Consider the following 14742-nt stretch of genomic DNA (forward strand, 5'->3'; position numbering starts at 1 on the left):
GCACGTCGGACTGGCGCCGCCCCTTGGCGGTCGTCACAGGCGCGCCGGAAGGCGAGATCGACCGTCATCACGTGATCCGCCTCTTTCCGGCGCGCGAGGGCAGTCATATCACCTACAATCGCGGCTGGCCGCAGGTTCGCTACACGCGCCTTGGGCATGCCAGTGGCTACAACGGCCGTTTCGAGCTGTGCAGCGGCGCCCTCGGCCGCCGGCTGGTGCTCAGTCAGCTGGGGCGGCTGCGCCTCGACCCCGCTACCCCGGCCTGCAGCGATCAGGCGATGCCGTCGAGGTAGCGCTCGGCGTCGAGCGCGGCCATGCAGCCGCTGCCCGCCGAGGTGATCGCCTGGCGATAGATATGGTCCATCACGTCGCCGCAGGCGAACACGCCGGGCACGCTGGTCGCGGTGGCGTTGCCCTCGAGCCCGGAGTTCACGGTGATGTAGCCACCCTTCATGGCGAGCTGGCCTTCGAAGATGCCGGTATTGGGGCTGTGGCCGATGGCGATGAACAGGCCCGGGGCGTGAATCTCCTTGGTGGTGCCGTCCAGAGTCGACTTCACCCGCACGCCGGTGACGCCGCTGGCATCGCCCAGCACTTCGTCCACCTGCTGGAACCACTCCAGCGCGATCTTGCCCGCCTCGACCTTCTCGAGCAGCTTGTCCTGGAGGATCTTCTCTGCGCGCAGCGTGTCGCGACGGTGCACCAGGGTCACCTTCGAGGCGATGTTGGAGAGATACAGCGCCTCTTCCACGGCGGTGTTGCCACCGCCCACCACGATCACCTCCTGGTTGCGGTAGAAGAAACCGTCGCAGGTGGCGCAGGCGGAGACGCCCTGGCCCATGTACTGCTGCTCCGAGGGCAGGCCCAGGTAGCGGGCGCTGGCGCCGGTGGCGACGATCAGCGCATCGCAGGTATAGGTGCCGCTGTCGCCCTTCAGGGTGAACGGCTTTTCACCCAGGCTCACCTCGTGGATGTGATCGAACAGCACCTCGGTATTGAAGCGCTCGGCGTGGGCCTGCATCTTTTCCATCAGCGCCGGGCCCTGGATGCCTTCGGCCTCGCCGGGCCAGTTGTCCACGTCGGTCGTGGTGGTCAACTGGCCACCGGCCTGAAGCCCCGTGATCAGCAGCGGCTTCAGGTTGGCGCGGGCAGCGTACACCGCCGCGGTGTAGCCGGCCGGCCCGGAGCCAAGAATAATCAAACGTTCATGACGTGTTTCCATGCCACCACCTCTGTACTTGAAAGCGAACGGCCCGGCGGGCGCGTCGGCGCATGGGCGCGCGGCGCAGGCCCCGGGGAGCCGAGTATGGGAATCGAGCAGGAGAGTCTGCCTGAAATGGCGTCAAGTACAAGTGATTACAAGGGTAAGGCTACGCCATTAGGCTAAGATGGATTGAAAGGCTGCCTGAAAATACCCATGTGCTATTAATAAGGTACGTAAAAGAAAACGCGCAACCGTGGCGCCGCATCTCCACCGGCCAATGTCCAGATCAACACAGGAGAAAGCAATGAGCACGACTCCCGACACGCTCAAGACCCTCGAGGTAGGAGGCCGATCCTACGCCTACTACAGCCTGCCGGACGCCGCCGAGGCGCTCGGCAACATCGACCGCCTGCCCAAGACCCTGAAGATCCTGCTCGAGAACCAGCTGCGCTTCGCCGACGACGAAAGCGTGGAGCGCGACGACATGCAGGCGCTGGTGGATTGGCAGAAGGAGGGCAAGTCGAGCCGCGAGATCGGCTATCGCCCTGCCCGCGTGCTGATGCAGGATTTCACGGGTGTCCCCGGGGTCGTGGATCTCGCTTCGATGCGTGCCGCGGTGGAAAAGCTCGGCGAGGATCCCGCGCGCATCAACCCGCTCTCCCCGGTGGATCTGGTCATCGACCACTCGGTGATGGTCGACGAGTTCGGCCACGCCACGGCCTTCGACGAGAACGTCGAGATCGAGATGCAGCGCAACCGCGAACGTTACGAGTTCCTGCGCTGGGGCCAGCAGGCCTTCGACAACTTCAGCGTGGTACCGCCGGGTACCGGCATCTGCCACCAGGTGAACCTGGAGTACCTGGGCAAGTCGGTGTGGACGAAAGAGGAGAACGGCAAGACCTTCGCCTTCCCCGACACCCTAGTGGGCACCGACTCCCACACCACCATGATCAATGGCCTGGGCGTGCTCGGCTGGGGCGTGGGCGGTATCGAGGCCGAGGCCGCGATGCTCGGCCAGCCGGTGTCGATGCTGATTCCCGAGGTCATCGGCTTCAAGCTGACCGGCAAGCTTCAGGAAGGCATCACCGCCACGGATCTCGTGCTCACCGTCACCGAGATGCTGCGGCAGAAAGGCGTGGTGGGCAAGTTCGTCGAGTTCTACGGCGACGGCCTGAAGGATCTGCCGCTGGCGGATCGCGCCACCATCGCCAACATGGCCCCGGAGTACGGCGCCACCTGCGGCTTCTTCCCGGTGGACGACGAAACCCTGAACTACATGCGCCTGACCGGGCGCGACGACGGCCAGATCGCGCTGGTCAAGGCCTACACCCAGGCCCAGGGGCTGTGGCGCGAGCCCGGCGACGAGCCGGTCTTCAGCGACACCCTGGGACTCGACATGAGCACCGTCGAGGCAAGCCTGGCCGGGCCCAAGCGCCCGCAGGATCGGGTATCGCTCAAGCGTCTGCCCGACGCCTTCGCCAAGGTGATGGAAGACGACGGCAAGAGCCAGCCCAGCACCGAGACCGGCAAGCTCTCCTCCGAAGGCGGCCAGACCGCCGTGGGCATCGAGCGCAGTTTCGAGCACAACGATAGCCAGGACGTCGCCTACGACGGCCAGAACTTCCGCCTCAACCCGGGCGCGGTGGTGATCGCCGCGATCACCTCTTGCACCAACACCTCCAACCCCAGCGTGATGATGGCGGCGGGCCTGCTCGCTCGCAAGGCGCGCGAGAAGGGCCTGGCCACCAAGCCTTGGGTCAAGACCTCGCTCGCCCCGGGCTCCAAGGTGGTCACCGACTACCTGGCCGCGGCGAATTTGAACGACGACCTCGACGCGCTGGGCTTCAACCTGGTGGGCTACGGCTGCACCACCTGCATCGGCAACTCAGGGCCGCTGCCCGAAGCGATCGAGAAGGCGATCAACGCAGGCGACCTGGCGGTGGCCTCGGTGCTCTCGGGCAACCGCAACTTCGAAGGCCGCGTGCATCCGCTGGTCAAGACCAACTGGCTCGCCTCGCCGCCCCTGGTGGTCGCCTACGCGCTGGCCGGCAACGTGCAGTGCAACCTGGCGACCGAAGCGCTGGGTGAGGATTCAAGCGGCAACCCGGTCTACCTCAAGGATATCTGGCCCTCCCAGGCGGAGATCGCCGAGGCGGTCGAGAAGGTCAACACCGAGATGTTCCGCAAGGAGTACGGCGCGGTGTTCGAAGGCGACGAGACCTGGAAGGCGATCGACGTGCCGGAAAGCCAGGTCTACCAGTGGCCGGAGTCCACCTACATCCAGCACCCGCCCTTCTTCGAGGGCATGGGCCGCGAGCCCGACCCCATCGAGGACGTCGACAACGCGCGCGTGCTGGCGATGCTCGGCGACTCGGTCACCACCGACCACATCTCGCCGGCAGGCTCGATCAAGCCGGACAGCCCCGCCGGGCGCTACCTGCAGGAGCACGGCGTCAAGCCCGTGGACTTCAACTCCTACGGCTCGCGGCGCGGCAACCACGAGGTGATGATGCGCGGCACCTTCGCCAACGTGCGCATCAAGAACGAGATGCTCGACGGCGTGGTCGGCGGCGAGACCCGCCACGTGCCGAGCGGCGAGCAGATGTCGATCTACGACGCCGCCATGAAGTACCAGCAGGAGGGTACGCCGCTGGTCGTGATCGCCGGCAAGGAGTACGGTACCGGCTCCTCCCGCGACTGGGCGGCCAAGGGCACGCGCCTTCTCGGCGTGCGCGCGGTACTCGCCGAATCCTACGAGCGCATCCACCGCTCCAACCTGATCGGCATGGGCGTGGTGCCGCTGCAGTTCCCGAAAGGCGAGAGCCGCCAGACCCTGGGGCTGACCGGTGACGAGGAGATCTCGATCGCGGGCCTGGCGGATCTGAGCCCCGGCGCCACCGTCAAGGTGACCCTCAAGAACGCCGACGGCGAGCGCACTCTCGAGGCGAAATGCCGCATCGATACCCTCAACGAGCTGGCTTACTACCGCCACGGTGGTATCCTTCACTACGTGCTGCGCAAAATGATCGGCGCAGCCTAGGTACTACCCCCAATGCTTGCATGCCCCCACATCGTGGGGGCTTTTTTTCGTCACGACGTTTTCGTCACGACGCTTTGGCCACACCGTTTTCACCGCAACGAAAACGCCGCTGCGAAGGCAGCGGCGCTGGGGCTTGGCGACAAGGCCGGGCGATAAGGGTCTAGACGGCGCGCCGACGGTAGGCGCGGTAGTCCGGGTCCCAGCTCGCGCTCTCGATGTCCTGGCGCAGCTGGGTGCCGCTGGTGGTCAGCGCCACGCCGTTGTGCTGGGCGGTCGCCGCGACCTCGAAGGCGATCGCCTGGCTGATCTCGCGAATTTTCGACAGCGGCGGCAGCAGCGCGCCCTTGCCCTCTTTCACCAGCGGCGCTTCGCGGGCGAGGGCCCGGGAGGCGCTCATCAGCATCTCGTCGGTCACGCGGTGCGCCTTGGCCGCCACCACGCCAAGACCGATCCCCGGGAAGATGTAGGCGTTGTTGCACTGGGCGATCGGGTAAGTGCGGCCGTTGTAGACTACCGGCGCGAAGGGGCTGCCGGTGGCGACCAGCGCCTGGCCATCGGTCCAGCGAATCACGTCCTCGGGCACCGCTTCCGCCTGGGAGGTGGGGTTGGAAAGCGGCATGATCACCGGGTGCTCGCAGCCGGCGTGCATGGTGCGAATCACCTGCTCGGTGAAGATGCCGCGCTGGCCGCACACGCCGATCAGCACCGTCGGCTTGACCCGGGCGATGGTCTCCTCGAGCCCCTGGCCGTTCCACCCGGCCACCAGCGCGGGGTCGTGGGCCAGGCGGCGCTGGAAGTCGCGCTGCCAGGTCTGGTCCGTGGTCATCAGGCCTTCGCGGTCGATCACGAAGATGCGCTCGCGGGCCTCGCGCTCGGTCAGCCCCTCTGCCTGCATGGCGACCACCACCTGCTCGGCGATGCCGCAGCCCGCCGAGCCGCCACCGACGAACATCACGCGCTGCTGGGCGATGGTCTCCTCGCGCGCCTGGCAGGCGGCCATCAAGGTACCCACCACGACGGAGGCGGTGCCCTGCACGTCGTCGTTGAAACAGCACAGCTCGTTGCGGTAGCGCTCCAGCAGCGGCACGGCGTTGGCCTGGGCGAAATCCTCGAACTGCAGCAGGACGTTGGGCCAGCGCCGCTTGAGCGCGGCGATGAACTCCGCCATGAAGGCGTCGTACTCTTCCTGGCTCACCCGCTCGTGGCGCCAGCCCATATACATCGGGTCGTCGAGCAGCGCCTGGTTGTTGGTGCCCACGTCGATCATGATCGGCAGCGTGTAGGCCGGGCTGATACCACCACAGGCGGTGTAGAGCGCCAGCTTGCCGATCGGGATGCCCATGCCGCCGATGCCCTGATCCCCCAGGCCCAGGATCCGCTCGCCATCGGTGACCACGATCACCTTGACGTTGTCCTTGGTGGCGCTGCGCAGGATGTCGTCCATGTGCTCGCGATCCGGGTAGCTGATGAACAGACCCCGGTGATTGCGGTAGATGTTGGAGAACTCCTGGCACGCCTGGCCCACGGTCGGCGTGTAGATGATCGGCAGCATCTCCTCGAGGTGCTCGGAGACGAGGCGGAAGTAGAGCGTCTCGTTGTCGTCCTGGATGGCGCGCAGGTAAATGTGACGGTCGAGGTCGCTATGACACTGCTGGTACTGGCGGTAGCTGCGCTCCAGCTGGTCCTCGATGGTCTCGACCTTCTGGGGCAGAAGACCGATCAGATTGAAGGCGACCCGCTCCTCCTGAGTAAACGCACTGCCTTTGTTCAATAGCGGCATTTCGAGCAAGGAAGGACCGGCGTAAGGAATGTACAAGGGGCGTTTACTTTGAGTCATAGGGCTCTCTTCTCGTCCATTACTGCTGCAGCGCAGCAATTTCAAGCGTTTACGGTTATGACGGCATAATGTATCACGCTACTACGACAAAGGTGGCACCTGCACCTGCTTTGAGCAAAGAAAATGCCCCGCTTTTGAGGCGGGGCATTGGACATCAATCAGTTAGCGTCAGGCGGTCTTGGCCTTTGGTTTTCGACCCTCCACGCCGTCGAAGAACAGCGGGCGCAGCTTCACGCCCAGCATGTTGCCGCCAAAGGCCGCCACCATCCATATCCAGCCGTGCAGGCTGCCCGAGGCGATACCGCTGAAGTAGGCGCCGATATTGCAGCCAAAGGCGAGCCGCGCGCCGTAGCCGAGCATCAACCCGCCGAGGATCGCCGCGATCACCGAACGGATGGGAATGTTGAAGTTCGGCGCGAAGCGCCCGGCCAGATGCGCCGCCGCCAGGGCCCCGAGCATGATGCCGATGTTCATCACCGTGGTGATGTCCGAGAAGATGCTGGAGGAGAGCGCCGCCGCGTTGGATTCGGACTGCCAGTAGCCCCACTGGGAAACGTCGCCGCCGATGAATTCGAACACCTTGGCGCCCCACAGCGCGAAGGCCGAGGTGATGCCCCAGGGGCGCCCGGCCAGCGCCAGCGTGGCGAAGTTCAAGAGCGCCAGCGCCACGGCGCCGGCGATCAGCGGCCAGGGGCCTTCCAGCCAGCGCGCGCGGCCGGGCTTGGCCACCTTGGGCGCCTTCTCCAGTTGCCCATGACGGCCCTTCTCCAGCACCACGGTGAGGGCGGCGATGGCGGCGAAGATCACCAGGCTGATGGCGATACCCACGCCGGGCCCCGCCACGTCGACCAGCGACACCGGCGCGAAGGCCGGCAGGCTCTGCCACCAGGCGAAGTGCGCCGTGCCGATCACCGAGCCGACGATGAAGAACAGCAGCGTGATCAACATGCGCGCGTTGCCGCCGCCAGCGGTGAACAGCGTCCCCGAGGCGCAGCCGCCGCCGAGCTGCATGCCCAGCCCGAAAATGAACGCCCCGACGATGACCGACACGCCGATGGGCGAGACGAACCCGGACACCGGCCGGCCGAACAGCTCGCCCGCCCCGAGTGCCGGAAAGAACAGCACCACGGCTAGCGCCAGCATCACCATCTGCGCGCGCAGACCGCGGCCCCGGCGCTCGGTGATGAACGCCCGCCAGGCGGCGGTGAAGCCGAAGGCGGCATGATAGAGCACCACGCCCAGCAGCGCGCCGACGATCATCAGCATGCCGGTGTTGGCGCTGAAGAACACGCCGATCAAGAGCGCACCGAACACCACCGCGGCCATCGCGATCAGCGGCACCCGGTACTTGCTGGCGGGAGTTTCGGCCTCCAGGGAGGCAGGATTGGTCGACATAGCACACCTTTCTCGTTCAATGGTTCCACGAATCCCAGCGAGGCTCACGCCTCGTCTTTCGACGTCTCGTCCTCTTCGCGCTGCACGTAGAGCGCGTTGACCAGCACGAAGCCGATCACCGTGAGCGGTGCGGCCAGGAGCACCCCCGCCATGCCGAACAGCGTACTGGCGGCGAACAGCGAGAACAGCAGCATGGCCGGCGGCAGGTTGACCGCGCGCTGCTGCACCAGCGGTTGCAGCACGTTGCCCTCGATCTGCTGGATGATCACGTAGGCGATCAGCGCGAACAGCGCGGTTTCAGGACTGACCGTGTAGGCCAGCAGAAGTGCCGGGATGGCGGCGATCAGCGGCCCCACCAGCGGCACGAAGTCCAGCAGCCCGGCGATCAACCCGAGACCCAGCGGCGCAGGCACGCCGATCAGCCACATGCTCACCCCGACCAGGATACCGGTCACGGCCATGGCCACGAGCTGCCCGCCCAGCCAGAAGCGCAGCGCCTTGCCGCTCTTGTCCAGTGCCTCGCCCAGACGGTCGCGGCTCTTGATCGGCGCCAGCAGCAAAAGCCCGCGGCGGTAGACCCCCGGCTGGGCGGCGAAATACACCATGCCGACGATCAACGCGAAGAAGTTGACCAGGCTGCCGCCCATCGAGACCACCACCATGCCGACCTGGCCCAGTCCGTTCTCGAACATCGACCCCGCCCGCTCGCCGGCGTTCTCCATCAAGGGAGCCAGCGGCGAACCTTCCAGGCGCTCCTGGAGCTGCTGCCATGCGTCCGGCAGCAGCGACGAGAGCGACTCGAGCTCGGAGGCCACCTGCGAGCCGAAGGCGACGCTGATCGCCGCCAGCAAAAGCGTCAGCACCACGATCACGATCAAAAGCGCCAGCCAGCGCGGCAGCCCCCACTTGAGCAGCGGCACCATGCAGGTCTGCAGGATGCACGCCCCCACCACTGCCCCGAAGATCAGCAGTACAAGCCCCACCAGCTTCCACAGCACCAGCGCGAGAATCCCCAGCGCCAGCACGATCATCGCCTTTTCGGTGAACGTTTGATGACGATACGTCGATTGCATTCAATGATCCTTTTGTAGAGCCCGGCGACACGAATCGTGCCCAGCACCGAAGCAATTTCTTCCCTCAGGCTCCAGTTTAACGCACCCCCGGCTCAACGCACTGGCAAGTGATCGCCCAAGCACAAAAAAGCCCTGCCGATGGGCAGGGCTCAGGATAGCGTTCACATCGGGGAGCAAGCTTAGACGAAGCGCCCCAACCCCACCGCCGCGCGCAGGCGCTCCATGGTGCGGGTCGCCTCCTCGCGGGCGCGCTCGGCGCCCTTTTGCAGCACCGCCTCGATATGGCCCGGGTCTTCCAGCAGCGCAGTGTAGCGCTCGCGGGGCTCGCGCAGCTGGGCGTTCAGGTAGTCGAACACCTGGTTCTTGGCATCGCCCCAGCCGATGCCCGCCGCGTACTGCTCGCGCATCGCTTGAGTTTCATCGTCGCTGGCGAACGCCGAGTAGATCTGGAACAGCGTGCAGCTGGCCGGATCCTTCGGCTCGCCGGGCTCCAGCGAGTTGGTCTTGATCTTGCGGACCAGCTTCTGAAGCTTCTTCTCCGGCGAAAAGAGGGGGATGGTATTGTCGTAGCTCTTCGACATCTTGCGCCCGTCGAGACCCTTCAGCACTTCGGTCTTCTCGTCCACCACCGCCTCGGGCTGTACGAAGTAGTCGCCCTTGAACAGGTGGTTGAAGCGCCCGGCGATGTCGCGGGCCATCTCGATGTGCTGGATCTGGTCACGCCCCACCGGCACCTTGTTGGCGTTGAACATCAGGATGTCCGCTGCCATCAGCACCGGGTAGCCGAACAGCCCCATGGTGATCCCTTTATCGGCATCCTGGTTGCCCGCTTCTTCATTGTCGGCCACCGCCGCCTTGTAGGCGTGGGCACGGTTCATCAGGCCCTTGGCGCACACGCAGGAGAGCATCCACATGAGCTCGGGAATCTCGGGCACATCTGACTGGCGGTAGAAGATCGCGTTGTCGGTATCGAGGCCCAGCGCCAGCCACGTGGCCGCGATCTCCAGGCGCGACTGCTGCACCCGGCTCGGCTCCTGGCACTTGATCAGCGCATGGTAGTCGGCCAGAAAGTAGAACGACTGCACGTTCGGGTCCTGGCTCGCCTCGATGGCCGGCTTGATGGCGCCCACATAGTTCCCCAGATGGGGCGTGCCGGTGGTGGTAATCCCCGTCAGCACACGGGTCTTGGCGTTGTTCATAGCGAGATTGATCCAGCGTTAAAAAATCGAAAAGATAGGAGATTGTACACGCTACAAAGGGAAAGCGTCGCCCGGCCAGCATTGCCATCTCATAGGGCCTCCTAGATATCCTCAGGATCAATCCTGAGGATATCTACGAAACCCGAGGCGATTCATTCTGCTATCCCGATTCCAGAACTGAATAGTACCCCGGCTCGTTAAATCATAAAAATGCAGGCGCACCAGGTTAGCCTTCTTCTGATGGTACTCCCGCGTATAATTCGGCTCATGCTGGAAGCGGCCACGTCTATGACGCAGCCAGCAGGAAATACGTATAGATAAGAGTTGGCAAACCCCGATGCGTAACCCCTCGCGCGGTAGGCTGACTCCTACGTATCGTATAGCTTTATCTCTGGATACCGTAGGTGCTGCTCTTGCTACTTGAATCTAGGCTTTTATATCAGCCCCTTCGCTGCGAATGTGATACCACTAGCTCGCTAAAACCCGAGCTTTATGGTATATCAATTTTGCCTTCTTCATGTTTAGCATCAGGCAGGTGGTCTTTGAAGAACTGAATGCGATCATCCAGTTCTTCGGGAAGGCAGTAGAGAAGGTGTGTTCTCGGCCGATAGCTAGAATTACGTTTGAAAGGCTTCCACTGGTACGTCAACGCAATCATGCTTCGTTTTCTCCAGATCTTGATATGCTCCGTTTTTGTCCAGTCAATCTCTTCATGTCGACTTCCTCGGGCCATTTCCTGGTAGCCTTTTGATGATCCCATCATCCAGGCAGCAAAGCCCATTGCCAGCGGTCCTAGACTAGTAATGAGTAGCGAGGGGTCCATGAGAATCAGCACTAGAACGATCGGCATCAAAATAATAGCGGACCATTTTAAAAATGGTTTTACCGAATCCATTTGCGGTTTCCAGGAGCACACTTCAGCGCTTTGCGCTGTAAATCTGTAAACAAGGATAGAGGTCTGGTGGGTCATGCTCATAGTGATCAGTAAAAACAATAAAAACATCCCCCCCCCTATTAAAAACTTAGACAATAAACTCCAGCCTCCAAAAGACATTAAATACGCCGACCCCAAACAAACAAAAAACAAAACAGAAAACAAAATATTAGCAACAAATATATTGTAATTACGCGCACGAATTTGCCAACTCATGACGTCAGGCTCATCCGCATGTTTCCATGGTATCTGAGAGACATAGTCCTGTTTGGGTTGTAAAAACCACATATCAACATCCTTAATCTTCTAAATTCATGGGTACCGTGATGTCAAAGCGAGCAGGCAGGCTGATGCCTTGGCCTTCTTCGCCATTGGGCTCGATCTCTTTTTTGCCGCGGGCGGCATTCGGCTTGTAAAAGGTAAAGCCCAAGCTACTTTCTGATGATGCGAGCAGCGTCTCTGCATAATTCACTGTCAGTACAAACGGCTCGCGCTCAGCCTGTTCACTGGCGGGAATCCAGGCTTGCCATACTCCTAACGGACCATCTACTTGGAATGGGGAAGCTACGGTTACACCCCGTCGCTTCCCCAAATTTGCTTTATTGAAAATAATCTTAGTAGGCTTCACCAAATTCCAAGATTTAACCTGTTACGGCATGAGGAGAAAACTATGCCAGCAGAGGCTGCCAATAGAAACTAAACAGCAGGTATATCGAAACAAAACCTATTATCTCCCCCAAAATAAAAACACGGGTATCAAAAAACTTCAAACTGACAAACGTCAAACTTCCCCTCTATGACTGGCACATTAGGGAGATTTGACTTAAAAAATTCAAGAACATCATCGTACTTGTTTTTGGGTATAAATATAGCTTTAACAAAATTCTTCATCTCCTCTCCTGTATCCGGATGGTTCCAGTACAAATTCAAGCCAATAATACTTCTGTTTGGGTATGCGTAAATATTTTTTGCATCCCGCCATGCAATCTCATATTCCATCTGACTTCTAACCATGGACTGGTAACCTTTCGAATTACCCATCAACGCCGCCGTGGCACCAATGCCGACGGGGCCAATAGCAGCAACAATAAAGCTAGGCTCAATAAGAACCAAAAACATCACTAATACACCAGACCCTATAGCAATCCATTTAATAATGGGCTTGACTGAATCAATTTTCGGCTTCCAAGAAAATGCTTCTATACGATTTCCTGTTACTCGATACACAATAATTGCAGTTTGGAAAAAAATACTCATCGCTATAGGAGTACATAAAATCAACACCCCAACAGGTATTAAGTTCACATAACTAAGCATATCTCTATCACCACCCGCCTTGAAAATCAATAGCGAAAAAAAGGCCGCTAGCAAAGAGACATATGCAAAAAAAATAGGTTAGCAAAAATGTGTTGTAATCACATGTACGAACTTGCTACGTCATTATCGTGGGTTCGTCCAAGTGCTTCCATGGCATTTCCGCCACATAACCGTGCTTAGGTTGAATAAACCACATACATATTACACTCTTCAATTAATTAAACAGCAGGGACCGTTAAAGGGACCTTGACGGAGTTGTCGGTACCGCGATAGCGCTCGCTGACTTCCACGTCGCGCTTACCCTCACGAGGCTCCGGTTTGAAAAAGGTGAAGCTGAGCCCGCCGTTGGTATCACTATAAACGGCTTCGTCATAGGCGACTTCCATGAGAAAGGGTTCTCCCTCTGCCAGTCGTTCAGCAGGCAGCCACGCTTGCCATACTCGTACAGAATTTGCAGAGGAGCCACCTGTAGCTTCCTAAGTCTGGCAGTCATAAGTGGTGATAGCAGAGTAACCAGAATGCACCCTACACTGAAATTAAAATGCCCGGTTACACGGGCCGGGCACGCACGAAATAGTTGACGTGGAACAAAGCTTAAACACTTACTCTGGTAATGTCGCAAAGTGCGAATGAACAATTAGTTTTCCTTCACGATATGGCGTATCAGGCAGGCGCGTCTTAAAGAATGACAGACACTCGTCAAAGTCCTGATGGCGACAATAGACTTTACTGTAAACAGAGTAATGGGACCCATCCTCATTATGCCAAGTGAAGCGCAAACCAATTAGGTTGCGCTTCCTCCAAACTGCAATAGCTTCTGCATTTGGCCAATCTATCACATGATAATCTTCATCTCTCACCATAGATTGGTAGCTTTTCGAATTACCCATCAACGCCGCCATAGCACCAATGCCGACGGGGCCAATAGCGGCAACAATAAAGCCAGGATCAATAAACACCAAAAACATCACCAATACACCAGACCCTACAGCCGTCCATTTCATAACGGGCTTGACTGAATCAATTTGTGGTTTCCAAGAAAAAGCTTCTATGCGATTTTCTGTTAGTCTATACACAATAATTGCAGTTTGAAAAAAAACACTCATCGCTATAGGAGCACACAAAGCCAACACCCCAAAAGGTATCAAATTTACGTAGTCCAAAACATCTCTATTACCACCCGCTTTAAAAATCAACAGAGACAAAAAAAGACAGCCAGCAAAAAGCCATATGCAAAAAAACAGATTAGCGACAAATGTATTGTAATCACGCACACGAATTTGCCACGTCATTATCGCAGGCTCCTCCAAGTGCTTCCATGGCATTTCCGCCACATAATCGTGCTTAGGTTGAATAAACCACATACGCATTACACTCTTCAATTAGTTAAACGGCAGGTACCGTTAGAGGCACTTTGACGGAGTTGTCGGTACCGTGGAAGCGCTCGCTGACTTCCACGTCGCGCTTACCTTCACGGGGCTCCGGTTTGAAAAAAGGTGAAGCTGAGCCCGCCGTTGGTATCACTATAAACGGCTTCGTCATAGGCGACTTCCATGAGAAAGGGTTCTCCCGCTGCCAGTCGTTCAGCAGGAAGCCACGCTTGCCAAACTCGTAACGGATTATCTGCCTGATACTGAGAGGCACCGGGCAACTCCCGCTCTTCTCCCTGTAGTGGTCGCTCTTGAAAACTTGCAGCAGGCGCCCAAAAGCCTCCCGCCACCTGCTCAGAAACCGAGACGCCTTCTCCAGCCAGCGTAGCAGGGAGGGCCAGCTGCACCCAATACCCTTGCAGGGTGGTGACCTGTCTACCCGGGGAGTAGGAGGACATGGTCGTTGATATATCAAACTCTGTTTTCACCACAGGTGTGAGCTTAAGAGCGGGGGCAAACAGCGCCTCGTTCAGAGCACGCAGTTCAGCCGTATTTTCTTCATCGCTATTCGACCATTTTTTGGCGTTGCCCCAGGTACTTTGATAAAGCCAAAGCCGCACCCCAATCCCGGCGGTAGTAATCGGCTGGCATGGAAGAAAGTAAGTAGCCTACGCTGAGAGCAAGTAGTGCCCAACTCGCCCATGGTGCCAATATCCAAGCAAAGGCAAACCACCGCCCAAGCAAAGCCCCCCTAACTGTGCAATACCAACGCCGGTCATGCCTATCGTTGTTAAGAATTTTGCACTGATCGCTCGACGCTCCTCAGCACTAGTTGAAGAAGACCTGCTCTGCCAAACCTACCAAGACTCTACTCCAGCACCGATCGCCGCAAACGCGGACATTCCTGCAACGCGACTTGCAAGTTTAGCGGCGATACCCGTCAGTCGCGGTTGAGGTTCTGCGTATCGTGGTCGGTGAGGCTCAAGCGCACGCCGGGGGCGAGTTCCGGCAAGTCGCTTTCGGCGCGGGCCGTGGTGGCGTTTCGGCGCAGGTGCTCGAGACGAATGCGGGTGAAGAGCTTGCCGGAGGCGTCCTGCATGTAGCGGTCGGGGTAGTCGAAGTGCTTATAGTCGCTCTGCTGGCTGTGGGCTTCCACGTCGCGGCCCAGGTGTTCGTGCAGTTGGGCGTAGGCCGGGTTCTTGAAGCTGTAGTCTTTTAGCGAGGCGGTGGGCCGCCGCTACGCGAGCGGTGTGGCTGAGCTTGCGCACATGGCGCGTGGGCGCAGTGCCGCCGGCGCGGCTGTGGTAGGTTCGCTCACCCTGATTCGCCAGCACCTGAGGGTCATCGGCAAATACCAGCCGGTGGGCGCTCTC

Annotated in this window: 12 protein-coding genes and 2 pseudogenes; 2 read left to right on the forward strand and 12 right to left on the reverse strand. The window is 59.7% G+C overall.

Features of this window, described 5'->3' with window-relative positions; genetic code table 11:
- A pseudogene (locus tag BIS11_RS02110) lies at positions 1 to 293 on the forward strand (pilus assembly protein); the annotation flags it as partial.
- Here the strand turns inward: BIS11_RS02110 and trxB are convergent.
- Complete coding sequence (trxB, locus tag BIS11_RS02115; protein ID WP_227391090.1) at positions 272 to 1222, reverse strand: thioredoxin-disulfide reductase; 951 nt, start codon at positions 1220 to 1222, stop codon at positions 272 to 274. The pseudogene BIS11_RS02110 and the gene trxB sit on opposite strands and share 22 nt — an antisense overlap.
- Before the next feature lie 286 nt (positions 1223 to 1508).
- Here trxB and acnA point away from each other — a divergent pair, with 286 nt between their 5' ends.
- Positions 1509 to 4244 (forward strand): aconitate hydratase AcnA, encoded by a 2736-nt coding sequence (gene acnA, locus BIS11_RS02120; protein WP_253420638.1) that lies wholly within the window; start codon positions 1509 to 1511, stop codon positions 4242 to 4244.
- Between the two features lie 160 nt (positions 4245 to 4404).
- On the opposite strand, the gene BIS11_RS02125 is transcribed toward acnA, so the two are convergent.
- From BIS11_RS02125 to BIS11_RS02175, 11 genes and pseudogenes are all read right to left on the reverse strand, one after another.
- Positions 4405 to 6081: an NAD-dependent malic enzyme gene (locus BIS11_RS02125; RefSeq protein ID WP_253420640.1), complete on the reverse strand. Its 1677-nt coding sequence runs from the start codon at positions 6079 to 6081 to the stop codon at positions 4405 to 4407.
- A 168-nt stretch (positions 6082 to 6249) separates the two neighbouring features.
- A complete protein-coding gene (locus tag BIS11_RS02130) occupies positions 6250 to 7407 on the reverse strand; it encodes a YeeE/YedE family protein (protein ID WP_367399059.1) in 1158 nt (385 codons plus the stop codon).
- A 113-nt stretch (positions 7408 to 7520) separates the two neighbouring features.
- Positions 7521 to 8549 carry an AI-2E family transporter gene (locus BIS11_RS02135; RefSeq protein WP_253420644.1) on the reverse strand — a complete coding sequence of 343 codons (1029 nt, stop codon included), beginning with the start codon at positions 8547 to 8549 and terminating at the stop codon, positions 7521 to 7523.
- A 179-nt stretch (positions 8550 to 8728) separates the two neighbouring features.
- Positions 8729 to 9748, reverse strand: coding sequence for a tryptophan--tRNA ligase (locus BIS11_RS02140; RefSeq protein WP_253420646.1), 1020 nt, complete (start codon positions 9746 to 9748; stop codon positions 8729 to 8731).
- Positions 9749 to 10238: 490 nt separating this feature from the next.
- Positions 10239 to 10970 carry a hypothetical protein gene (locus BIS11_RS02145; protein ID WP_253420648.1) on the reverse strand — a complete coding sequence of 244 codons (732 nt, stop codon included), beginning with the start codon at positions 10968 to 10970 and terminating at the stop codon, positions 10239 to 10241.
- 10 nt (positions 10971 to 10980) lie between these two features.
- Positions 10981 to 11310 (reverse strand): hypothetical protein, encoded by a 330-nt coding sequence (locus BIS11_RS02150; protein WP_253420652.1) that lies wholly within the window; start codon positions 11308 to 11310, stop codon positions 10981 to 10983.
- A 128-nt stretch (positions 11311 to 11438) separates the two neighbouring features.
- A complete protein-coding gene (locus BIS11_RS02155; protein ID WP_253420656.1) occupies positions 11439 to 11999 on the reverse strand; it encodes a hypothetical protein in 561 nt (186 codons plus the stop codon).
- A gap of 218 nt (positions 12000 to 12217) precedes the next feature.
- A complete protein-coding gene (locus BIS11_RS02160; RefSeq protein WP_253420659.1) occupies positions 12218 to 12385 on the reverse strand; it encodes a hypothetical protein in 168 nt (55 codons plus the stop codon).
- 216 nt (positions 12386 to 12601) lie between these two features.
- Positions 12602 to 13369, reverse strand: a complete 768-nt coding sequence (locus BIS11_RS02165) for a hypothetical protein (protein ID WP_253585694.1) — start codon at positions 13367 to 13369, stop codon at positions 12602 to 12604.
- Between the two features lie 101 nt (positions 13370 to 13470).
- Positions 13471 to 13989 carry a hypothetical protein gene (locus BIS11_RS02170; RefSeq protein WP_253420665.1) on the reverse strand — a complete coding sequence of 173 codons (519 nt, stop codon included), beginning with the start codon at positions 13987 to 13989 and terminating at the stop codon, positions 13471 to 13473.
- A gap of 323 nt (positions 13990 to 14312) precedes the next feature.
- Positions 14313 to 14742 (reverse strand): annotated as a pseudogene (locus BIS11_RS02175) (contractile injection system protein, VgrG/Pvc8 family); the annotation flags it as partial.

The organism is Halomonas sp. 707D4 (assembly GCF_024158685.1).
GTDB lineage: Bacteria > Pseudomonadota > Gammaproteobacteria > Pseudomonadales > Halomonadaceae > Vreelandella.